20 protein-coding genes and 1 tRNA gene are annotated in these 21,682 nt (G+C 46.5%); 4 read left to right on the forward strand and 17 right to left on the reverse strand.

Translation table 11 applies throughout. From position 1 onward, the window contains the following. Positions 1-17 precede the first annotated feature (17 nt). The 11 genes from H8R94_RS03115 to H8R94_RS03165 form a co-directional block, all read right to left on the reverse strand. The gene (locus H8R94_RS03115) at positions 18-830 is read right to left on the reverse strand and encodes a metal ABC transporter permease (RefSeq protein ID WP_186853863.1); all 813 of its coding nucleotides are present in this window, start codon (positions 828-830) and stop codon (positions 18-20) included. After that, positions 830-1,657, reverse strand: a complete 828-nt coding sequence (locus H8R94_RS03120; RefSeq protein WP_118280850.1) for a metal ABC transporter ATP-binding protein — start codon at positions 1,655-1,657, stop codon at positions 830-832. Before H8R94_RS03120 ends, H8R94_RS03115 begins: the two co-directional genes overlap by 1 nt. A 12-nt stretch (positions 1,658-1,669) precedes the next feature. Further along, positions 1,670-2,572, reverse strand: coding sequence for a metal ABC transporter substrate-binding protein (locus H8R94_RS03125; protein ID WP_186853864.1), 903 nt, complete (start codon positions 2,570-2,572; stop codon positions 1,670-1,672). Then, positions 2,556-3,155 (reverse strand): ribosome biogenesis GTP-binding protein YihA/YsxC, encoded by a 600-nt coding sequence (yihA, locus tag H8R94_RS03130; protein WP_118280848.1) that lies wholly within the window; start codon positions 3,153-3,155, stop codon positions 2,556-2,558. Before yihA ends, H8R94_RS03125 begins: the two co-directional genes overlap by 17 nt. Beyond that, entirely contained in the window at positions 3,155-4,489 is a 1,335-nt protein-coding gene (gene clpX, locus H8R94_RS03135; protein WP_118280847.1) for an ATP-dependent Clp protease ATP-binding subunit ClpX, read from the reverse strand. Before clpX ends, yihA begins: the two co-directional genes overlap by 1 nt. Before the next feature lie 67 nt (positions 4,490-4,556). Then, entirely contained in the window at positions 4,557-5,141 is a 585-nt protein-coding gene (clpP, locus tag H8R94_RS03140) for an ATP-dependent Clp endopeptidase proteolytic subunit ClpP (RefSeq protein WP_118280846.1), read from the reverse strand. A 37-nt stretch (positions 5,142-5,178) separates the two neighbouring features. After that, the gene (tig, locus tag H8R94_RS03145) at positions 5,179-6,585 is read right to left on the reverse strand and encodes a trigger factor (protein WP_118280845.1); all 1,407 of its coding nucleotides are present in this window, start codon (positions 6,583-6,585) and stop codon (positions 5,179-5,181) included. Positions 6,586-6,794: 209 nt separating this feature from the next. After that, positions 6,795-8,165, reverse strand: coding sequence for a radical SAM protein (locus tag H8R94_RS03150; RefSeq protein WP_186853865.1), 1,371 nt, complete (start codon positions 8,163-8,165; stop codon positions 6,795-6,797). A gap of 119 nt (positions 8,166-8,284) precedes the next feature. Further along, positions 8,285-8,851 (reverse strand): TetR/AcrR family transcriptional regulator, encoded by a 567-nt coding sequence (locus tag H8R94_RS03155; protein WP_186853866.1) that lies wholly within the window; start codon positions 8,849-8,851, stop codon positions 8,285-8,287. Between the two features lie 89 nt (positions 8,852-8,940). Then, the gene (locus tag H8R94_RS03160; protein WP_118280842.1) at positions 8,941-9,153 is read right to left on the reverse strand and encodes an alpha/beta-type small acid-soluble spore protein; all 213 of its coding nucleotides are present in this window, start codon (positions 9,151-9,153) and stop codon (positions 8,941-8,943) included. 134 nt (positions 9,154-9,287) lie between these two features. Then, positions 9,288-9,845, reverse strand: a complete 558-nt coding sequence (locus H8R94_RS03165) for a DJ-1 family glyoxalase III (RefSeq protein ID WP_178009993.1) — start codon at positions 9,843-9,845, stop codon at positions 9,288-9,290. 94 nt (positions 9,846-9,939) lie between these two features. Here H8R94_RS03165 and H8R94_RS03170 point away from each other — a divergent pair, with 94 nt between their 5' ends. Continuing rightward, entirely contained in the window at positions 9,940-10,383 is a 444-nt protein-coding gene (locus H8R94_RS03170) for a CYTH domain-containing protein (RefSeq protein ID WP_186853867.1), read from the forward strand. Position 10,384: 1 nt separating this feature from the next. Here the strand turns inward: H8R94_RS03170 and H8R94_RS03175 are convergent, their stop codons facing one another. Both H8R94_RS03175 and H8R94_RS03180 read right to left on the reverse strand, forming a co-directional pair. After that, on the reverse strand, positions 10,385-10,993 hold the full coding sequence (locus H8R94_RS03175; protein ID WP_186853868.1) for a DUF1653 domain-containing protein: 609 nt from the start codon (positions 10,991-10,993) through the stop codon (positions 10,385-10,387). A gap of 22 nt (positions 10,994-11,015) precedes the next feature. Beyond that, on the reverse strand, positions 11,016-12,017 hold the full coding sequence (locus H8R94_RS03180; protein WP_178009995.1) for a phosphatidylinositol-specific phospholipase C: 1,002 nt from the start codon (positions 12,015-12,017) through the stop codon (positions 11,016-11,018). A gap of 160 nt (positions 12,018-12,177) precedes the next feature. Here H8R94_RS03180 and H8R94_RS03185 point away from each other — a divergent pair, with 160 nt between their 5' ends. After that, entirely contained in the window at positions 12,178-12,456 is a 279-nt protein-coding gene (locus H8R94_RS03185) for a hypothetical protein (protein WP_118280837.1), read from the forward strand. Positions 12,457-12,488: 32 nt separating this feature from the next. Here the strand turns inward: H8R94_RS03185 and H8R94_RS03190 are convergent, their stop codons facing one another. Both H8R94_RS03190 and H8R94_RS03195 read right to left on the reverse strand, forming a co-directional pair. Further along, positions 12,489-13,940 (reverse strand): 4Fe-4S dicluster domain-containing protein, encoded by a 1,452-nt coding sequence (locus H8R94_RS03190; RefSeq protein ID WP_118280836.1) that lies wholly within the window; start codon positions 13,938-13,940, stop codon positions 12,489-12,491. Positions 13,941-14,085: 145 nt separating this feature from the next. After that, the gene (locus H8R94_RS03195; protein ID WP_186853869.1) at positions 14,086-15,789 is read right to left on the reverse strand and encodes a GGDEF domain-containing protein; all 1,704 of its coding nucleotides are present in this window, start codon (positions 15,787-15,789) and stop codon (positions 14,086-14,088) included. Between the two features lie 147 nt (positions 15,790-15,936). Here H8R94_RS03195 and H8R94_RS03200 point away from each other — a divergent pair, with 147 nt between their 5' ends. Both H8R94_RS03200 and H8R94_RS03205 read left to right on the forward strand, forming a co-directional pair. Continuing rightward, positions 15,937-17,316, forward strand: a complete 1,380-nt coding sequence (locus H8R94_RS03200; protein WP_186853870.1) for a DUF4874 domain-containing protein — start codon at positions 15,937-15,939, stop codon at positions 17,314-17,316. Positions 17,317-17,391: 75 nt separating this feature from the next. Then, a tRNA-Leu gene (locus tag H8R94_RS03205) sits at positions 17,392-17,475 on the forward strand. 37 nt (positions 17,476-17,512) lie between these two features. Here the strand turns inward: H8R94_RS03205 and H8R94_RS03210 are convergent. Together H8R94_RS03210 and H8R94_RS03215 are read right to left on the reverse strand one after the other, a co-directional pair. Beyond that, positions 17,513-20,176, reverse strand: a complete 2,664-nt coding sequence (locus H8R94_RS03210; protein ID WP_243238438.1) for a putative bifunctional diguanylate cyclase/phosphodiesterase — start codon at positions 20,174-20,176, stop codon at positions 17,513-17,515. 3 nt (positions 20,177-20,179) lie between these two features. Continuing rightward, positions 20,180-21,679 carry a class I SAM-dependent methyltransferase gene (locus H8R94_RS03215; RefSeq protein ID WP_186853871.1) on the reverse strand — a complete coding sequence of 500 codons (1,500 nt, stop codon included), beginning with the start codon at positions 21,677-21,679 and terminating at the stop codon, positions 20,180-20,182. Positions 21,680-21,682: the final 3 nt, after the last annotated feature.

Genomic DNA, 21,682 nt, shown 5'->3' on the forward strand with positions numbered 1-21,682 from the left:
CGTCTCTTACTTATTCCTTACTTATTCTTTCCATAAAAATAGGTTGCAAAATAGATCACAGATGCCACGATCACGATCATAGGTCCGGTCGCCACATTGGTAAAATAAGAAATGACCAATCCCACGATTCCGGAAAAGAGACTAAAGATCACGGCATAGAGGTGATATTCCTGCATGTTGTCCGATATATTCCGGCTGGATGCCGCTGGCAGGATCAAAAGGGCATTGATGAGCAAAATACCGATCCACTTGATCGACAATGTCACAATGAGCGCAATGATAATAGCAAAGATATCCTCCACCAGACGCACGGAAATATTGCGACTCTTTGCCAAGGATGCATGGATGCTGATAGCATTCAACTTGTTGATGGCAAAGCACCAGAATACCAGAGTCACCGCAAAGATCAGGATCAGATAGATGATCTCCCGCGTAGAAATGCTCAGGATATCTCCCACCAAAATAGCGGAATACTTGCTAAAATTGCCCCCCTTGGATAGGATTGCCAGACCGATCGCCGTACTGCAGCTGGCAAAAACAGAAATGATGGTATCGGTCGCCGCCAGATTTTTACGGTTGATCTGATTGAGCAGAAAGGCAAATACAATGGCAAACAGCACCATGGACAGATTGGTGTCACTGATACCGCAGACCACGCCGATCGCAATACCGGTCAGGGCAGAATGTCCCAGTGCATCCGAAAAATACGCCATCTTTTTATGGACGATCATAGTACCCAAGATACCTAAAAGCGGCGTAATGATCAGGATGGCAAGAAAGGCACGACGCATAAAATCATATTGGAATAACTCTGTAAAATAACCTGTCATTATGCTTCCTCCTTCTTTCCTTTATAGCCAGCCTCATAAGGGGCTTCTTTCGCTTCCACCTTGCGCACATGTCCTACATTGTTGCCATAGGCATAGGTCGCATCACCAAAGACGCGATGAAATGCCTGGCTTTCATAGACTTCCTTGGGATTGCCGTCTGCCGTGACGGTCTTATCGATCAGTACGACCTTATCGGCATACTTTGCCACATAGTCCAGATCATGTGAGATAATGATGATCGCCATATCGTAATTTTTGCGCAGGTAATCCATCTTTTCATAGAAAAGATCCATACCGTTTTTGTCAATACCGGACACCGGCTCGTCCAAAAGCAAAAGATTTGGCTCGTCCATGACCGCAAGCGATAGTAAGACACGCTGCAATTCTCCACCGGAAAGTTTGCCGATCGGCTGGTCGATCAGATGGTCTGCCTCAAACTCTGCCAAGGCTTCCTTGATCTCCTGATATAACTTTTTATTCTTCAAAAAGACCGGATAATCATAGCGGAAACTCGTGATCAGATCATATACATTCATGGGCGTATTTGGCTCTAAATTCAGTGACTGCGGCACATACCCGATCTTCATTTTTTTCATTTTTCCATTTTCGGTATCGGAAAAAGTAATACTTCCCGTATGGGGAATGTCCCCTAAGATCGCCTTGAGCAGGGTAGACTTTCCCGCACCATTTCGTCCGATGAGCGCCGTCAGGCTGCCACAGTGGATATGCAGATTGATGTGTTCCAACACGACCTGATCGCCAAAGGACACGCCGATATCTTTCATCTTGATACAGTGAAAACCACATGGTTTTTTGATCTTATGCATAAATACTATCTCCTATCTCGCAGCAAAAGCCATCTGTATGGCATCCAAATTTTCCTGCATGTGCTCTATATAACTATCCTTGTCATAGTCTCCCCTGACCAGAGTCTCTACATAGACGGTATTGGCTGCGGTCTCTGCCTCCACCATATCGCCCATTTCCTTGCCATAGACATCATCCGCAAAAACGACCCGGATACGGTCTCCTGCAATGGCAGACATGACATCCGATACCTCGCCCGCACTGACCTGACGTTCCTCGTCCAGATCCAGGACATAGGATACTTCCAGCCCCAGATCCCTTGTCAGATATTCATAGGCTTCCTGGAAAAGGACCACAGACCGTCCCTTGGTATATTGGGTCATTTCTTCTTCCTGCTTTTCCAGCGCCTGTAATTTTTTCTGGTATGCCTTGGCATTTTTTGCATATGCCTTGCTATGGTCTGCGTCCGCTGCCGCCAGCCCCTCTGCAATATTGTCTACCTGCTTTTCATGCAGGGCAACGCTCATCCATGCGTGGGCATTGTCCTCGATCAGATCCAGTCCCTGACTCGCATTGATGATGGTCAGATTCGGACATGCCTTTGCCACATCGGTAAGAAAGTTTTCGATACCGCCACCATTAACGATAAAAACATCCGCCGTCTGCAAAAGTTTCATGTCTTCCGGTGTCAGTTGGTAATCATGCAGGCAGCCGGTCTGCGGCTCGCTCAGATTTTCCAAATGTATGCCTTCCACGCCATCACAGACATTTAAGGCTGCGATATACATAGGGTAAAAGGATGTGACCACGGTCAGATCCTCTGCCTTAGCATTTTTTTCCTGTTTCTGATAAATAAAAAAAGTACAGCCAAATGCCACCACAAAAATGGCGGCAAGCAGCGCACTCACAAATAATCCTTTATGCCTCTTCTTCATTCTCAATCACCTGATCCATAAAATCCCAGATTATATCTCTTCCCTGTTTTGTCTCCGCAGAAAATGGAACGATAATAGTCTCTTTATCCGCGCCCAATCCCTGACGGATGATCTTGATCTGTTTATCAATCTGGCTTCGTTTGATCTTGTCCAACTTGGTTGCAATGACGATCGGATCATATCCTACATATGCCATCCACTCAAACATCTGCTTGTCATTGGCAGACGGTGCATGCCGGATATCGACCAGAAGAAAGACCGCACGCAGTTTTTCTGAAGTGTTCAGATAGCGCTCGATCATCTGCCCCCATGCCTCCCGTTCTTTTTCGGAAGCCTTGGCATAGCCATAACCCGGCAGATCTACCAGATAGATTTCTTTATTGATATTGTAAAAATTGATCGTCTGTGTCTTGCCCGGCTGTGCCGATGTCCGCGCCAATGACTTACGCATCATCAGCGCATTGATCAGTGACGATTTGCCGACATTGGATTTGCCCGCAAATGCCACTTCCGGCAGTTTATTGTCCGGAAGCATACTCGTCACGCCACAGACCGTCTCCAGTTCCACATTCTTAATGACCATTATGCACTCTTCTCCTGCTCTTCTCCGATGGCTGTAATGCTTCCGCTTTTGTCCTCCAAGAGGAGATTTTCATCCACCATCTCTTTGGTAACATGCACGCTTGTGATCGTCTTATCGGATGGTACTTCGTACATGGAATCCATCATGACGTTCTCCAAGATCGCACGCAATCCTCTCGCACCTGTCTTACGCTCGATGGACTTTCTGGCAACCTCAACCAGGGCATCATGATCGAAAGCCAAGTCCACATCATCCATCTTAAAAAGTGCCTGATACTGCTTGACCAGACTGTTCTTCGGCTCGGTCAGAACACGCACCATATCTTCCTCCGTCAGTTCCTGTAAGGAAACATTGATCGGCACACGTCCGATAAACTCAGGGATCAAACCAAACTTGATGAAATCCTGCGGCAATACCTGCTTTAAGAGCGTAGAAAGGTCATCCTGATTGCGCTCCTTGGTCTCTGACTGGAAACCAATGACATTGCTGTCTAATCGCTCAGAAATGATCTTGTCCAGACCTTCAAAAGCCCCACCACAGATAAAGAGGATATTCTTGGTGTCGATGGAGATCAACTCCTGCTGCGGATGCTTGCGTCCACCCTTTGGCGGCACGCTGGCAACCGTACCCTCGATCAACTTGAGGAGTGCCTGCTGCACACCTTCACCGGAGACATCTCTGGTAATGGAAACATTTTCGGATTTCTTGGTGATCTTATCGATCTCATCAATATAGACAATGCCCATCTCGGCTGCCTGGATATCAAAATCTGCTGCCTGGATCAACTTGAGCAGGATGTTCTCTACATCTTCACCTACATAACCTGCCTCTGTCAGTGTCGTAGCATCTGCGATGGCAAACGGTACGCCAAGGACACGGGCAAGTGTCTGTGCCAACAATGTCTTTCCGCTACCGGTCGGTCCCAACATGAGGACATTGCTCTTTTGCAATTCCACATCAATGTCCTGTCCGGATGTGATGCGCTTGTAATGATTATACACTGCGACGGAAAGTACCTTTTTTGCCTCATCCTGACCGATGACATAATCATCCAGAAAGGCTTTAAGTTCCTGTGGAGTCAAAAGATTGATCTCAAATTCCTCATTTGCCTTTCTTTTAGCGTCTGAATGTTTTCCTTCCTGCTCCGGCTCATCATACTCCGGCATCAGTCCCTTTTCCATTAAATCTTCTTCTATGATCTCTGTGCAGATGTCCACACATTCATCGCAGATAAACGCCCCATTGGGTCCCGCGATCAACTTGTGTACCTGATTTTGTGTTTTGCCACAAAAGGAACATCTGACCATCTTATCGTCATTCATTCTTCCTGCCATTTTACTTCTCTCATTTCCTTATGATATGCACATTGAGGGTATCCCATATGGGGTACCCTCTTATGCATTACTCTTTCTTTGTGATGATTCCATCGATCAAGCCATAATCTAGGGCTTCATCTGCGCTCATCCAATGATCTCTTTCTGTGTCTGCTGCCACAACTTCGTATGGCTTTCCTGTGTTGTCTGCTAACATCTGATTCAACTTTTTCTTTGTCTTTAAGATGTTCTCTGCAGCGATCTGGATCTCTGTTGCCTGACCCTTGGCACCACCGGATGGCTGGTGAATCATGACTTCCGCATTTGGAAGTGCAAAACGTTTGCCCTTGGCACCACCGGCTAAGAGGAATGCTCCCATACTTGCCGCCATACCAATACAAATCGTAGATACATCACACTTGATATACTGCATGGTGTCATAGATGGCCATGCCCGCAGTCACCATTCCGCCCGGGGAATTGATGTAAAGATGGATGTCCTTGCTCGGGTCTTCTGACTCCAAGAACAATAACTGTGCAACTACAAGACTTGCAGTTGTCTCGTTTACTTCCTCCCCCAGAAAGATAATTCTATCTTTCAGCAATCTGGAATAGATATCGTAGGAACGTTCTCCCCTACTATTCTGCTCAATGACATAAGGTATTGTTGCCATATTATGAACCTCTCTTTCCTGACCTTATTACGTCTGATTACTCAGCGTCTTTTGTCTCGTCAGCCTTCTTAGTTGTCTTCTTCGCTGTTGTCTTTTTTGCGGTAGTCTTCTTTGCCGGCTCTTTCTCTTCGTCAGCGGCTGCCTTCTTTGTGGTTCTCTTTGCTCTTTCCTTGACATTCTCCATGATGAAGTCTGCTGCCTTCTGGATAGCGATATCCTTCTTCATAGATTCTCTCTCAGCATCCTGGATGTATTCCTTAACCTTATCAACTTCCATGCCGTATGCTGCTGCCATCTTTTCGATCTCAGCATCTACATCAGCATCGGTAACTTCAAGATTTTCGTCCTTAGCGATCTGCTCTAATACGAGTGAAGACTGGATTCTCTTAACAGCATCCGGGCGAACCTGCTCCTTGAACTTATCCATGGTCATGCCGGTAAACTGCATATACTGCTCCATAGAAAGTCCCTGCTGCATCATGTTATTTGCAAAATCATTGATCATGCTGTTAACCTGATTGTCGATCATTGCTTCTGGGATGTCCATCTTAGCATCATCGATGATCTTTTCGATTGCTTCATCTTCCTTTGTACGATGCGCATCTGCTTCCTTGCGCTCTGTCAGTTTCTTCTTGACATCTTCCTTGTACTCAGCAAGAGTATCGAACTCAGATACATCCTGTGCGAACTCATCATCAAGTTCCGGTAATTCCTTAGCCTTTACTTCATGGATCTTAACCTTGAATACTGCTGGCTTGCCGGCAAGTTCCTCTGCCTGATACTGCTCTGGGAATGTAACATTTACTTCTACGTCGTCTCCGGCAACCTTGCCTACTAACTGATCTTCAAAGGTATCAATGAAAGAATGAGATCCGATCTCTAAGTCGTAGTTCTCGCCCTTTCCGCCTTCAAATGCTACATCATCTACAAATCCTTCAAAATCGATCACTGCGGTATCGCCATTCTCGATCGGACGCTCTACAGAAACAGTTCTTGCGTTGTTGTTTCTCTGTGTCTCGACCTCTGCGTCTACTTCTTCATCAGAAACGCTTGTGTCGATCTTGGTAACGGTAACGCCCTTATACTTGCCAAGTGTAACTTCCGGCTTAACAGCAACTTCTGCTGTATAGATAAATGGCTTGCCCTTCTCTAACTGTACGACATCGATAGATGGCTGTGAAACGATCTCAAGACCGCTCTCGTCATATGCCTCAGGATATGTCTCCTGTAAAAGGATGTTGGCTGCATCTTCGTAGAATACTTCTACGCCATACATCTTCTCAACCATGGCTCTCGGAACCTTGCCCTTACGGAATCCCGGCATAGAGATGCTCTTCTTCTGCTTGTTGTATGCAGCGTCAAGTGCCTTCTCTAAACGCTCAGCCTCAATCTCAACTGTGAGTTTTGCCATATTCTTCTCTAATGTTTCAACCTGTACACTCATTTAATTCATTTCCTCCTTAAAATTGTAACTCATGTACTAATCACCTATAATAGAACCTCTATTATAAAAAGGACATTCAGCCCTTGTGCAGTCATTGGGATATTATATCACACCATATTTTAAATAGCAATAAGGAAAACCAATGAAAAATAGGGGCTTTTCAAGGCATCCAGACCTCGAAAAACCCCATTTATTTTTCCTGTCAAAAATTATGCTTGTGTTTGATTTGCCGGGTTGCGGGAACTGTCTTTCCACAGCCGTTCTGCGGTCGGTGTCCAGTTCTTTGCGTAGTCCTCACATTTAGCACATAGATGCTCTACCGTCTCCGGTGACTGCAAGTCTGTGGAACGTGCCCCTGTGGCTTCTACCATCTTTTGCAGAGCCTCCGGGTTTTCCAACATCGGACATGGGCGCAGATGGTTGTCGTTGAACGGCTGACCATCATGATATGCCATAAAGATCGGTGACTGTAATACCTCAAGCAGAGTATTGTGGCGGATATTGGTATTGGAATAATGGATAAATACACAAGGATCACAATCTCCGTTGGCATTGATATGTAGATAGCGTCTGCCTCCGGCGATACAGCCGCCCACATATTCTCCATCGTTCTGGAAGTCCATGGCAAAGAGCGGTTTTGTCACACGCACCTCCCGGATCTTGTGGTACATATATTCTCTCTGCTCCGGTGTCGGCAGAAGTTCCGGTGCTGCATCATTTCCGACCGGCATATAGTGGAAATACCATGCAAAGTAAGCCCCCCAGTCGATCATCTGGTCAAAAAATGCATCACTGGCAATGGAATCTAAGTTCTGGCTGGTATAGCAGCAACTGATACCAAACGGAAGTTTTCTTTCTTTCAAATATCCCATCGCGCGGACAGCCTTTTCATAAGTACCGTTTCCACGTCTGCCATCCGTTGCCTCCTCAAATCCCTCAACAGAGATCGCAGGCACCAGATTTTTGACATCCAGCATCTGATCTGCAAACTCTTCATCGATCAGAGTACCGTTGGTAAAGGTCAGGAACTGACAATCATGGTGTTTTCTGCAAAGTGCGATCAGATCTTTCTTGCGCACAAGCGGTTCGCCACCGGTATAGATATAAAAATATACGCCCAGTTCCTTGCCCTGCATGATGATGGAATCGATCTCATCAAATGTCAGGTTCAGTTTGTTGCCATACTCTGCCGCCCAACAACCGGTACATTTTAAGTTGCAGGCAGAAGTCGGATCCAAAAGGATCGCCCACGGGATATTGCAGTTATATTTCTTGCGCATTTCCTCCTGGGTCTGCCAGCCGATAAAGTTGGCATTGAGGAAGAAATTCTCAAACATGGCTTTGACGACCTCGGTATCAGTATCCTTTAATACACGCATCATCAACTGATTCATGTTATTGTCCGGATCGTCGATGACCCGACGAAATGCCTCTCTTTGCTTTCCCATCATATTCGGATCATCGCCTGCAAACTGATCGACGATGTCGAGTAATTTGACAAGATTCTTTTCCGGATCTTTTTCAATATATCCGAATGCTTTTTTCAGTCCAAATTGAACTAATTTACTTGATCTGTTCATATGAAACACCAGCCATTTCCTTAAATTTTTTATTACTATAACGCTGGTCGTTCCTTCATAAAACAGACAAAATGCCCCGATGTCTAAAATTTTGACACCAAGGCACATTTGTAGTAATTTTATACATTTTTGTCCTGGAAGGTGACCAGGGTACTCTGTAAACTACCCTCCATAAAATGGACATAATCACTCAGGCGCACCGTTTCTTCATCCGGCATGCCCTCATCCAGCCAATCCAAAAAGAAATTGACGATCATGCGCGTATAGACATGTTCGATGAATTCGGCCTTGCCCTCCGCCAAAGTCTCTGCCTCCTCATAGGTCAGGATCAGTTTGTGGATGGCGGGCAGCATCTGCCGGTAAATAAACTGCTCATAATAAAGACGGTTCTGCGAATCGTAGGCATGTAAGACCTGCTGTCCACGAAAACGGAAAAAGACGAACAACTGCTGCAACTGCTCTTTCCAGTCTGCATCCGTCTTGTCATAACGCTCTAAGAATTTCTTTAACTCATTATCCAGCGTCCACTCCATCAGATCATAAATATCTGCGAAATGATAGTAAAATGTCTGCCGGTTGATACCGCATTTTTCTGCCAGATCCTTAACCGTGATATGGTCGATCGTGTGCTCCTGTAACAATTCCATAAAAGTATCTGCAATGGCAGCCTTTGTAAACTCTTTCATGTATGTATCCCTCACATTTTTTTTATAAAGGAAAAGAAAAAAGCGGCCCCGGGATAGTCCCGAGGCTGCTCTCTAAGGTCTGGGCAAACTTATTTGCTCATTTCCTGTTCCTGCTTCATGATCATCTTCTTGACCATTTCACCACCGATAGAACCTGCCTGCTTTGATGTCAACTCACCGTTGTAACCATCCTTAAGTGGCACGCCAATCTCGCTGGCAACCTCCTGCTTAAAACGATTCATGGCATCCTTTGCTTCAGGAACTGCCATTCTGTTAGAATTTGAGTTTGAAGATCCGCTCATGTTCATTACCTCCAGATTTATTTTAAGACAAATCTTCTGACACCGGATCTTGTCTGATGTCTTCTGTAGAAGATTTATCTAATGCTAGTATGAACATAATACGGGAAAATATAGTTGGAAATTATTAGTATCTCTTATGCACCATAACTGTAGATAAACTTATCGCCAAGAGCAACTGCCGTCTCATGGTCTGAAAAATATTCTACGATGGCTAGTGCAAATTCGATCGCTGTTCCCATGCCGCGGCTGGTGATGATATTGCCATCCCGCACAACGGCATCTGTCTTGTAATTGCAGCCCGGCATCTTTTCTGCAAAGCCCGGATATGAAGTTGCATCCCTGCCCTCCAAAAGTCCGATCTGTCCCAAGACGCTCGGTGCAGCGCAGATCGCTGCGATCAGTTTTCCTTCTGCATCAAATAATTTAAGGGCATCTGTCACCGCCGGACTTGCTGCCAGATTCGGTGTGCCCGGGATCCCGCCTGGCAAAACGATCCCATCATAATCTGCCCAGTTCAACTCTGAGATCAACTTATCTGCACAAAAGGCAATATTGTGTGATCCTGTCACATAAGGATCACCGGAAATGGATACGGTATCAATATCCATTCCCCCACGGCGCAATACGTCTACCACGGTAAGTCCTTCGATCTCTTCACAGCCGTCTGCCATACAAATTGCTACTTTACTCATATCTTTTCCTCATTTCTTTCTTTTGTTTTCTTCCTTCTTTCCATGGGCTCCCGCCTGCGCTATAATATAAGAAAAAGCGCCAAAGGAGAATCGCATGGAAATCGAACGTAAATTTTTGATCAAAGATCTGCCAAAGGATCTGACCTCTTATCCCTGCAGTCAGATCGAACAGGCTTATTTAAATGAAAATCCTGTACTTCGCATCCGCAGGAAGGATGATGATTATATCCTTACCTACAAGTCCAAAGGGATGATGGCAAGGGAGGAAAGTGAATTCCCGCTTACCAAGGAAGCCTATGAACATCTGTGCACCAAAGCCGATGGTAAGATTATCAGCAAGACCCGGTATTTTATCCCGCTTGCGCCTCACACCATCGAACTTGATGTCTTTCATGGCGATATGGAACCGCTCATCATGGCGGAGGTGGAATTTGCCTCCATCGAGGAAGCCAATGTCTTCCTGCCACCGGACTGGTTCGGTCAGGATGTCACCATGGATCGCCGTTATCATAATGTAAATATGGCTCTCTACCAATAGTTTATCTGGCGCGGTTCAATTCATACCGCGCCTTTGTTCTAAGGCAGGCTTCCAGTTGCAGGATGCGGTCTTCCAGCCGCCCATCCTCAATGATCTCATCTATGGATGCCGCCATCTGATTGATCAGATGATCGTCCAGTTCCTCCTCCATCTCGGTCACGATATCATATTTTCTGCCATAGGTATCTGCATCTAAAAAATCCAGAAAATGCGGGTTGACACCCTGTAATTCTGCGTCAACTTCCGGCTCTTTTGCCACAGGTCTTTCCGGCTGTCCTGCCGCTTTTTTCGCAAGCACTTTCTGATCCTGTGTCATGGCTTTTGTACTGTCGCCCGCGGATGCCATATCTTCCGGCTGGCAGATGGTCTCTGCCGGGAATGCTATATAGGCAAAACGATATTCCTGCTCTACCTCCGGGTACTTTTCATGGTCTACCGGACTAATGAACATATCGTATGGTCGGACATAAGTCTGGTAATCTCCATACAAAGCCTGATAAACGACATATAATTCTCTGGTCTCCGAATGTCTTGCCACGGCAAGAATCTGATATGTCTTATTTTTAAAATGCCGGTAGATCTCTCCCGGCATGGGTCTGCCCTGCGGCATAAACTTCACCCTCTATCCTGTCTTATTTTACAAAGGTATTGGTCTCATAAATGCATTTTGCCAAATCCTTTGTCGCAAAATCTACCACTACAATACCATAAGATGTCCCTGCCTGCCAGTCATAGGATAAGAGATAATCGTTGATGGTCGTGGCATATTTCTTTGGATGTCCTACCTTACCGCTGCCACTGGTCGAGGTAAAGTTAATGGAAAAGGTATCATCCGCCGCCTGACAATTTTCCAGATCATCCACAATGGCATCCAGTTTGTCGGACGTGTCATAATTATAGCGGTCCTGCACCCACAAAGAGGCACTGTCACTAATGGCAGAGAGTGCATACGGCACATCCACGATCTCCCGGTCTCCCTGGTCTTCCCAGTAAAAATGCAGTCCGCTCTTTTGCTGACCAAGTTCCATGGCATCCTCAAAACGTGTTGCCAAAACGATCTTGCCCCGTACCTGCTCCAGAGTCGGAATCTCGTTGGCAAGATACCACATTTGTGGGTTCTGATCGATCTGTTCATACAAAAGTTTTTGTACCTGTGCCACATCATCCTTGCTGTTTTCCGCCTTCATACAAAGAATGACCGTCTCGGACGGATGTTCCTGCAAAAAGGCATAGACATCCGATAAGACATTGGACAGTTTGAGTGCTTTTGCAAAAAGTCCGCCGCCCTCTTTGCACTTTGCAAAATTGTGCTTCAAGATCAGTGTCTGCTCATCTTCCTTGCCGTCTAAGACCAGACGCATGTCAAAATAGCGGTAGCCATCGACCAACTGCTGTGCGATGCTGGTGTCCTGACATTGAAAGATATAGCGCATGCCTACATACTGTGTCGCGCTGTCATGCGTGCCCGGAATGGAGATCGAACTCAGCATCGTTTCCCCATCGATGTCTGCCATCCAATCCTCTGCATGATCTTCTGCCGCCTGCACGCTTGATCCATCCATACCGGCAAATACCGATAGCGACAAGACCAGTGCCAGAGCCACTGCTCCCCATTTTCTGAAAAATCCCCTCATATAAAAACCTCCTGTTATAAGCACTTCCCCCAGTGCCATTATGATAAGAATATAGTATAGCATAATCCACCGGAAAAAAAGCAAATTTTTTACTTCTTTTTCTTACTATATATTATAATAGAAAGCAGAAAAGAAAATAATACAAAGAAAGGATTTTTTCATGATTGATCGTCATTCTTTATTAGCACTCAATTTTTATAAAAAGTCCCCCTTTACCGGGAGCGATGGCAATATGCGCTACCGCGTGGAAAAAATAGAATTCCCCATCCCGGATACGGAGGATGAAAAAGAAGTCAAACTGCAAGCCACCATCTGGCCGGGACCTTTCGCCTTTGCTAAGACGGACGAAGAAAAAATGACACGCCAGACAGCAGACTTTTCCGAAGAAGGTCTCTGTGCTCTTGTCGACTGGCTAAACGAAAAACAACCGGAGTTTTGATGCTCCGGTTGTCTTTATGTATTCGTTTTCTTTTATCTCTTTGCATGCATGGAAAATGCATCCATATCGTAATGATCCAGATTTTCATGGATACCACGCTCATCCGCTTCGGAAAGAATCGTCTCACGGTTCTTTTTGAAAGAAGCCTGTGGACGGAAAGCACTCGGTCCGCCGACACAGCCGCCCTCACAGATCATACCCTCGATAAAGTCTTCCGGCAATCTGCCGACCTTCATCAAAAGCAATGCCTTCTTACACTCTGCGGCACCGTTACACTTGTTGACGGTCGCTGCGATCTCATCATCGCTTTCTTTCAAACTCTGCAAAACTGCCTCGGTAACACCACCGGAATTTGCAAAACGCTTGCCGTAGATGGATGACTCCTGATAAGAGTTGTCGTCCTCCTCCAGTTCTACGTTTCTCGCATGCATGATGGCACGGATCTCACTGTAGGTCAGTGCATAGTCTGCATTGCCCTCAATGGCATGATCCTTGACCTCGGATTTCTTGGAGATACAAGGTCCGATAAATACGGTAACCGCATCCGGTTCTTTTGCCTTTAACATACGGGATACGGCACACATAGGTGAAATGGTCGTTGATACATTTTCGATCAGTTCCGGGTAATGCTTCTTTACCATGTTGACAAATGCAGGGCAGCAGGAAGTGGTCATCTTCTTGCCATTCTTGTATGCTTCTGCCCATTCCTCTGCTTCGTAGGCTGCTGTCATATCACCGCCAAGTCCTACTTCCACAAGATCGGTAAAGCCGACTGCCTTCATGGCTTTCTTCCAACTGTTCATGGTGATATGCTCACCGAACTGTCCCTCGGTCGCCGGTGCAACCAATGCATATACCGGATGTTCTGACTTGATCGCCTTGATGACATCCACGATAAAGGTCTTGGAACCAATGGCACCAAACGGACATCTGTGAATACACAGTCCACAGCGGATACACTTTTCTTCGTTGATCACGGAAATGCCGTTCTCGTCATAACTGATGGCATCGACCGGACAGGAGAACTTACACGGACGCTTTAAGGCTGCGATCGCATGGTAAGGACAAGCCTGGGCACATTTACCACATTCCTTACACTTGGAAGCGTCAATATGGGAACGATGGCGTCCCATCTCGATCGCGCCAAAGTTACATGCGTTGATACATGCCTTTCCGATACAGTTCTGGCAGTTGTCGGTTACAACATAACTGGAGATCGGGCAATCTTCACATGCAGAACTGATGACCTGAACGATATTGCCGTCGTCATGCATGCCCGGTGCCTTTCCCTCTGCCAGGCGGACTCTCTGGCGGATAATTTCTCTTTCTTTATAGATACAGCAACGGAACTGCGGTGTTGGTCCCGGAATCAAAGACTGCGCAATGCCGTCCCTCTTCTCTTCCAATTCATCTGCAAATGCTAATTTGGCTACTTCATAAAGTACATCATGTTTGATCTTAATTACATTTTCGTCAGCATACATTTGGTATGGTTCCTCCCTTTTTTCAATACTTGTGTGGTTGGTCTGTTACTTTTGTCAAAAAAATAACAATCTTATATTGGTAATATAACACGGCTCAGGGAAACTGTCTATAAATCCACCTCATGTACTCGAAAAAGACCAACAACTAACGCAGTCTCTGATTGATCTTTTGCTTGGTCTTCATATCATACATACGCCGGTCTGCCAGCATATATACTTTTTGCACGGATTCCTTTGGACACTCGCTGCTTTTTGCCACGCCATATGCTGCCTCAATATTAAAGGTCAGTTCGCTGGATCTCCGCTTCTCCAGACGCACCATTTTATTTAAGCACTGGTCGATCAGTGGAAACTGTTCCTTGCGGACTAAGACTAAGAACTCGTCGCCGCCCATGCGGAATACCTCACCCATACCGGAAAAGGCATCCTGTAAGATGGCTGCAAATTCCTGCAAGAGTAGATCTCCCTGGACATGTCCCAGAGAATCATTGATGGTCTTTAAACCGTTGAGATCCATGTTGATCAGGGCATACTCCGCATCTCCTGCATCTAGTTCGTCAAAGCGCTCATTGCACTTGGTACGGTTGTAAGTACCACAGAGTTCATCGTGATATGCACGGTCAGCCAGCCACTCCTGCTCTGCCTCATGTACCAGAATGCCATAGATGTAGAAGATATAACTTACGACCAGCATAACGATAAAGAGCAGGGTTCCCACCGGAATGATACTGATGGTCAGAAGTTCATTGTCCTGCATGACATATTTGTGCAGATTAAAACGAACCAGATCGATTGCCACACTCACGCACAGGATCACTACACCGATATGTAAGGCTCTTTCCGAACGGTCACGTTTTTTTTCTTTATCATATCCGGTCAGCGCCACCAGGAATAGGGAAATGCCGCCAAAGAGGTGGAAGTATCCCAAGAATCTCGGATAATGCTCGATATTCAAAAAGTGCAAAATAGTCGAAACTACAAAGAACAGTCCCATCAGCATAGCCGATGCATATGCCAGTTGCTGTTTCCAGACCGCCACATGCTTTCGCATTTCCGCGATCATTAAGATAAAACTGATCGGTGCCAGATACAGGGTCAGGTACTCCACCGTCGTGTTGGAAGCCAGATCGATCTTGAAGATCTCAAACACCTTCATATTGCACATGGACCAGATGCCCATCAAAAAACTAAAGATCCCGATATACAAAAGACGCACATACAACTTGCTGTAGCAGACAGCGACCGCACTGACAATGGTCATGACTGCTCCCAATAAGATCAAAAAGATCCCCACAAAGGTACTGAGCAGATGCTGTCTTGCAAACTCCCGATAGACCTCACTGGTCGCTGTCACCGTCGGATTGGTGATATTGGTAAAAGCGTCTGGCTCACGCACATTTAAGGTAATGACAAAGTCTTTACCGGAAACATTGTCCGGCAGGTCTATAAAATGATAGCCGCTGCCTACCACCCAGTTCTTCTCGGCATACTCCTGTCCATAATGATAGATCTGTCTACCGTCGATCTCCACATCGATCGTGGACAGATAACACAGAAATGTCATGGTCTGGTGCAGAGTCATATCCTTAGGGAAACTTCCCATCAGGACAATCTCATCCCCCACCTGTAAATGTGAGAACTTGTATGCCGCCAGTGTGTCCTCCTTCGCTAACGCTTGTCCGTTTACACTGACCTGCCAGCCCTCTGCCAGTTCCAGGATCTCCGATGATGTCGAGTTCTGGCATAGCATCCATGCAAAAAATAAAACCCAGATCAAAGTCGCCGCAGCTGACAAGAGTGCCACTATGAGTTTGAACGTTTTCTTTTTATTTTCCAGTCTTGTCCCCATGATACTGCCCCCTACTATTATCCTCTTAAAGGCATTGTATCATATCCCTCCCCTGCGCTCCAACAAATACGACAATTTTTAGGCAATTTTTTATATTTCTTTCTATAAATATGATATACTCCTTGTATCAAAGCAAAGGAGCATCTCATGGCAGGAAAAATAAAGAAAAAGCACCGCGGTCTGCGCTTTTTGTGTGGTCTGATCTTATTTTTAATAGCGCTCAGTGTCATCGGCACTGTTTTTTTATTGCGCCGCAATGTCACTGCCACTTTTACTCCGGTGGACTATGCCGAGAGTAACGAAACTCTGGCAAATCCTTATACCGGCTGGTATCACACCTATGAGTATGAGATCTCCGACGAGACATCTTTTGACACATCCACCGTGGACTATGCGTTGGTTCTGGATAATTCCACACGCCTCTGTCTTGTCCGCATCAACCTCAAAAATTATGCCGCCGGTGCCATATCCGATCATGGACTGGCTGACATCCGCGCCATTTTGAGCACCTGGGCGGCGACCGACAAGCAGATGATCCTGCGTTTCTGCTATGATACGACCGGCGACAATTCTATCAGCGAGCCTTCCGACCTGACCACCGTCTATCGCCATATGGAACAGGTGTCCGACATCATCAATGACTATGCCGCACACATCTACCAGTTGCAGGGGATATTTGTCGGTGCGCAGGGTGAGACACTCTCATCGCCAAGTCTGACGGATGCCACCCTTGCCGACCTGACAGACTACTATGCTTCTCTAACCGACAAATCGCTCTATCTGGGCTTGCACGATGCCGGGCAATATTTGCAGGCGATCGGACAGACCAGTGTACCACCGACCCTTTTTACTTCCGACAAGACCCTTTTCTACCGTCTGGGACTTTTTAACGATAGCCTGACGTCTGCCCTATCAAATGCAGAGGCAGAAGCCACATCTGCGATCGCATACTTTGCCCCATGCGGCGGCTCTGTCGCGGCAGACCCTTCGCTGGCAGACGCAGCCACCGCCATCCAGATGCTTCAGGCACGCCATATTTCCTATCTGAACGCCGAGCAGACGGAAAGCACGCTGACATCCTGGAAAAGCCAGACCTACACTTCTTCCGATGCCTACAATGGTCTTACCCTGTATGATTATATGACGACCCATCTGGGTTACCGCTATGTCCTGCGGGATGCAGCCCTATCTTTTAACACCTGGAAAAACGAAAGCGGAAGTCTCACGCTTTCCATAGAAAATGTCGGTTTTTCCGTTTCTTACATGCCATATGATGTGTGCCTGCTCATGCGCAATCAGGACACGGAAGAAATGATCACCCTTCCACTGGATACGGATAATCGCAGTTGGAATCCGCAGGAAACGACCACCTTAAAGCAGTCCCTTGCCCTGCGGGATTATGACAAAGGTACTTACAGCCTTTATCTTTTGGTACAGAATCCTTCTAGCGGAGAGGTCATCAAACTGGGAAATACCATGCCTCTGACCTCCAACGGCTACATGATCGGAAGCCTTGTGATCGAATAAATCAGATTTTACAGTAAAAAGTTTACAATTTATCCTTGACTTCATGTGTAAAAACAGATAGAATACTATTTGCGCGCAGGAGTGGCGGAATTGGCAGACGCGCAGGCTTCAGGTGCCTGTGGTAGCAATATCGTGTGGGTTCAAGTCCCATCTCCTGCATCAAAAAGGAATCCTTTTCGGATTCCTTTTTTCATTATCAATATAAATATTTCTGTTCAAAATCATCTACACTAAGCGGCTTGTCAAACAGATAGCCCTGTATCAGATCCACATTCATATCCTTTAAGGCATCACACTGATTCTTGTCCTCGACACCTTCAACGCAGACATGCATATGCAAAGCATCAGCCAGTTGGGAAACAGATTTGACAAAAGCCTCCGAAAAGACATCCTCTCCCACATCCTCAACAAAGCACTTGTCGATCTTGATCACATCGATCGGCATACTACGGATGTGATTCAGCGAAGAATAACCTGTTCCGAAATCGTCTAACGCAACGCGCACACCCAGTTTCTTAATCTCTCTTAAGACCTCCTGCATGCGTTTCATATCATTGATAGCAAGCCCTTCCGTCACCTCAAGTGTCAGATTAGAAGGCTGAACTTCTGTCTCTGTCAGTGCATTTTTTATCGTATCAATAATGTCATTCTGTAACAGTTGAATGACGGAAAGATTGACATTTACCTTATACTCCGGATGTCCGAAATCATTCCAGTATTTGCAGCGCTTGCAGGCTTCGATCAGGACATGATAGCCGATCTCATTGATCAGTCCCAGATACTCTGCCAAAGCGATAAATTCCGATGGCATCACAAAGCCGAGTTTCGGTGAATTCCAACGCACCAGAGCCTCCGCCCCACAGCACGGACGCTCCGGCTTGCTAATGTCAATGAGAGGCTGGTAGTAGACTTCAAACTCTTTGCAGCCCTGTTCTACCGCCTCACGCATGCATTTTTCCATATCCAGACGTTCCACAGAACTGGTGCACTGGTTGTTGTTGTAATACTCGACACGGTTCTTTCCCTGACTTTTTGCCCAGTGCAGGGCAATATCCGCTCTCTGTAAAAGTAAGGACAGATCGATCCCATCCTTCGGGATACGCACAACGCCCATACTCATGGTGCAGTAATACTCTGTCCCCTGTAAGAGCCATGGTCTTGAAAACAGATTCTGTATATTTCGGATCATCGCATCCCTCTGTTCGATATGACGGGTTGTCACGATCACTGCAAACTCGTCGCCGCCCAAACGATAGCAGTGACCTGCCACACCATCCATATGTCCCAGAGCATCTGCCACATTCTGTAAGAGCAGGTCACCCACATGATGCCCCAGCCCGTCATTGATATGGTTAAAGTCATCCAGATCGATATAAAGGATGGCACTCTCTCCACCACTGCGCACGGTCGCATGGATCTCTTTTGTCAGATCCTCCTCAAAACGCATACGGTTGTAAAGGCCTGTCAGATAATCTTCATTTGCCTGATGCTCAATACGTTCCTGATAGCGTTTGGTCTTGGAAATATCATAGATCGTTGCCAGACGCACCTCTTTGCCGTCCACCCAGCCGATCTTTGAAAACGTGATCTCCAGCCACTTGTCACTGCCTGCCACCCGATACTCATGAATGCCTTCCATGCCATCCGGGGAAATGGTCAGCACTTTCTCCAGTTCGATTCGGTCTTGCTCTGTCATGCTCATTTCCTTAAAGGCATCATTGGCATATAGGATCTGTCCGGTCTTTAAGTCATTGACGCTGATGCCGCAGCCGGCATTTTCTAAGATCGCATCCAGTGCCGCATAGGAACTTGCCAATGAATTTTTTGTGATCCGTTTAACTAAGATCGTCTGCGTAATGCGCTTGACGTCATTTAAAAAGCGCAGGTCTTCTACGCTCCATTTACGGTCTTCCTCCATCATGGTAAAGCACAGATACATACTGCATTTGCCATTGACATTCAAAGGCAGAAATACGCCACAGCGGATCTCATACCTGGTAAAATAGTCTAAAAATGGCTTTGGCATAATCGTCTCTGACGAGATCGTGTACGGGCGTCCTGTCATAAAAGGTACTTCTGCCAGCGGCAGGCTGCCGTAAGTCCGCATATGCTCATGTTCCGGCTTATCTGCCCATTCACAGATCATCTCTACATGTTCTTCGTCCACCTGCAATTTCAAAAGACTGCCATTGGACAGATGCATATAAGTTCCCACGCGCTCCAATATATCTTCCATGATCTGTGCAAAAGTGACATCCGATTCCATCATCTTTAAGATCTCGGTCAGCACCTCTGTCTTTTGCAAAAGATACTCCATGTGCTTTTCGTTTGCTTCTAACTGGGCGATCTCCTCTGCCTGCGCAGCCAGATGGATCTTGCTGGAAAAATAATTTTTTGTCAGCACATCCAAAAGTGCCACCGCCGCATCAAAGGCTTTTGTCGTTGTTTTACGCATGATCTGCGGCACCTGATCCTCCGGTCTGATGCATTCCGCGTCGATAGCAACCAGTACCCACGCACCGTCAAATCTGCCATCCTCGTCACGGATGGCGATTCCACGCAACTGCACACATGGCATACTGGATTCGACCGCGATCACATCTTCTCCCCCTACATCCGAAAAACTGGCGATCAGATTTCGCTGCGTTGCCACCGGAAACACGCGGTCAATAAAGTTCTGCTCTTCCTTTGTACCAGAAAAAGATGTCAGCCGGCGCATGTTTCTGCTGACGCATACGCAATAGACACCCTGTGTCTGACAAAACTGATCCTGCATTGCCTGCATCTGTTCCTGATCCAGACAATTCATGACATCTTTCTTTTGTAAGTCTTGTTCCTGTCCCTCATGATCTGTATACATACCCTACCCTCTTTTTTTCAAAATGTAGATCTGCTCACGTCCACGCATAGGAATCTGGCGTACCAGTTGAAACTCCTCATGCAGACGTAATTGTTTTTTCAAGATCCCTTCCTCGGTTGAAAGGGCAAATACCATCGCCTGATCTGCCGTGATCTCACCGGTCTTGTCAAAAAATCTACGATAAAATTGATCGACTTCTTCCCGCTCCTTATGCTCCATGCGTGGGAATTCTGTGATCACCTCCTCCATCAGATACGATGAAGTAAAATCAAAATAATCTCGATTGATAAAATAAATGTTCTTTTTTGCCTTCTCGGCATCCTGTCTGCCATAAAAAATGGCTTCTCCAAAACTGTCAATGCCATAGACATCACGCGTTCTTCCCGCCTGCATACGTTCGATCAAAAGTGTGCCAAGACCGCAGAAAGGGTCGATCACATGTGCTTCTTCTTTTAAATATGGACGGACCAACTCCACCATCTCTGCCGCCACGACTGGCGCCATAGAGGTCGGCAAGGCATGCTCTCGATAAATAAAACGTCTGTCCGCCTGTCCTAAGACTCTGGCATAGACCACATAAGTCCCATCTTTCTTTTGCCTCGGCAAAAGTTCGATGACCGCATCTTTTGGGCGGTTAGCAAGTCTTCCCTGACTGCCTTCCTCTATAGCATAGGCAAGTCGCTTGGTCGTCTTGCTGTCAGCGTCCATCTGCATCCGCAGGGCAAACGGGTATTTTTTCTTTTTGCCATAGACCTCCTCCAAAAGGGGAAGAAGTTCGGAAAGTACGATCGCCTGCGCCAGATTTTCTTCTGCCGCAAGGGTCTGACCGCGAAATCGAATGACAAAGAGCATTTCCCGATAGATGCGGATCTGGCTCAATTTATCCAGGGAGTCTGTGAGCAGGCGTACCCCACGCCCTACCATCCTCGCATCCGCATAGCCCAGATCCTGCACCTGTGCCAGGAGTGCCTCCCTCATATAAGGATCCGTTGTAAGGATCAGAGCGTGTTTCTTGTGGATACCCTGATACCGGTAGTTTTCCTTCTCCTGGTATGCCTCCAGCAAAAGATCCATCTGCTCCAGCAAAAGACGCATATGTTTTTTGTCTTCTTCCCAAATCTCTTCTGCGCCCAGCCGCTTTCTCTCTGCCTGCAGGCTTTCCAAGATCTCTCCACAGTCGTAAGCCGAAAGTCCCTTGATATAAGAAGCCAGAACAAACTTGGTATCTTCCCTTTCATAAGCCGCCCAGAGTGCCTGTGTGACCTGACCTGCCATTTCCAGTGCCTGTACCCGGTCAGAAAGATCTCCCAGCAAAAGGGCTGCATTCTTTCTGGTCTTAGCATCCGCATGGGAAAGCAAGTCCCCTAAGCGTCCGATAAAGGCTGCGTCTACATAGGTCTCTGCCGCCTTTTTATCCTCCTTGATCTGACTGCGCAGATTGCTCAAAAGGGATCTTACCTCTTCTGTTTGTGTGATCTCTGTCAATAATTCTTTGATTTCCATGCT

Origin of the sequence: Roseburia lenta (genome assembly GCF_014287435.1) — a bacterium.
In the GTDB taxonomy this organism is placed as follows: Bacteria; Bacillota; Clostridia; order Lachnospirales; family Lachnospiraceae; genus Pararoseburia; species Pararoseburia lenta.

Bases quoted from the DNA above. Each gene is read 5' to 3' on its own strand.
- clpP (WP_118280846.1), bottom strand. From the start codon at position 5,141: ATGGCAACAATACCTTATGTCATTGAGCAGAATAGTAGGGGAGAACGT.
- H8R94_RS03195 (WP_186853869.1), bottom strand. From the start codon at position 15,789: ATGGGGACAAGACTGGAAAATAAAAAGAAAACGTTCAAACTCATAGTG.
- yihA (WP_118280848.1), bottom strand. From the start codon at position 3,155: ATGGTCATTAAGAATGTGGAACTGGAGACGGTCTGTGGCGTGACGAGT.
- tig (WP_118280845.1), bottom strand. From the start codon at position 6,585: ATGAGTGTACAGGTTGAAACATTAGAGAAGAATATGGCAAAACTCACA.
- H8R94_RS03160 (WP_118280842.1), bottom strand. From the start codon at position 9,153: ATGAGCGGATCTTCAAACTCAAATTCTAACAGAATGGCAGTTCCTGAA.
- H8R94_RS03125 (WP_186853864.1), bottom strand. From the start codon at position 2,572: ATGAAGAAGAGGCATAAAGGATTATTTGTGAGTGCGCTGCTTGCCGCC.
- H8R94_RS03180 (WP_178009995.1), bottom strand. From the start codon at position 12,017: ATGAGGGGATTTTTCAGAAAATGGGGAGCAGTGGCTCTGGCACTGGTC.
- clpX (WP_118280847.1), bottom strand. From the start codon at position 4,489: ATGGCAGGAAGAATGAATGACGATAAGATGGTCAGATGTTCCTTTTGT.
- H8R94_RS03165 (WP_178009993.1), bottom strand. From the start codon at position 9,845: ATGAGTAAAGTAGCAATTTGTATGGCAGACGGCTGTGAAGAGATCGAA.
- H8R94_RS03170 (WP_186853867.1), top strand. From the start codon at position 9,940: ATGGAAATCGAACGTAAATTTTTGATCAAAGATCTGCCAAAGGATCTG.
- H8R94_RS03210 (WP_243238438.1), bottom strand. From the start codon at position 20,176: ATGTATACAGATCATGAGGGACAGGAACAAGACTTACAAAAGAAAGAT.
- H8R94_RS03200 (WP_186853870.1), top strand. From the start codon at position 15,937: ATGGCAGGAAAAATAAAGAAAAAGCACCGCGGTCTGCGCTTTTTGTGT.
- H8R94_RS03185 (WP_118280837.1), top strand. From the start codon at position 12,178: ATGATTGATCGTCATTCTTTATTAGCACTCAATTTTTATAAAAAGTCC.
- H8R94_RS03115 (WP_186853863.1), bottom strand. From the start codon at position 830: ATGACAGGTTATTTTACAGAGTTATTCCAATATGATTTTATGCGTCGT.
- H8R94_RS03175 (WP_186853868.1), bottom strand. From the start codon at position 10,993: ATGCCGCAGGGCAGACCCATGCCGGGAGAGATCTACCGGCATTTTAAA.
- H8R94_RS03155 (WP_186853866.1), bottom strand. From the start codon at position 8,851: ATGAAAGAGTTTACAAAGGCTGCCATTGCAGATACTTTTATGGAATTG.
- H8R94_RS03120 (WP_118280850.1), bottom strand. From the start codon at position 1,657: ATGCATAAGATCAAAAAACCATGTGGTTTTCACTGTATCAAGATGAAA.
- H8R94_RS03215 (WP_186853871.1), bottom strand. From the start codon at position 21,679: ATGGAAATCAAAGAATTATTGACAGAGATCACACAAACAGAAGAGGTA.
- H8R94_RS03190 (WP_118280836.1), bottom strand. From the start codon at position 13,940: ATGTATGCTGACGAAAATGTAATTAAGATCAAACATGATGTACTTTAT.
- H8R94_RS03150 (WP_186853865.1), bottom strand. From the start codon at position 8,165: ATGAACAGATCAAGTAAATTAGTTCAATTTGGACTGAAAAAAGCATTC.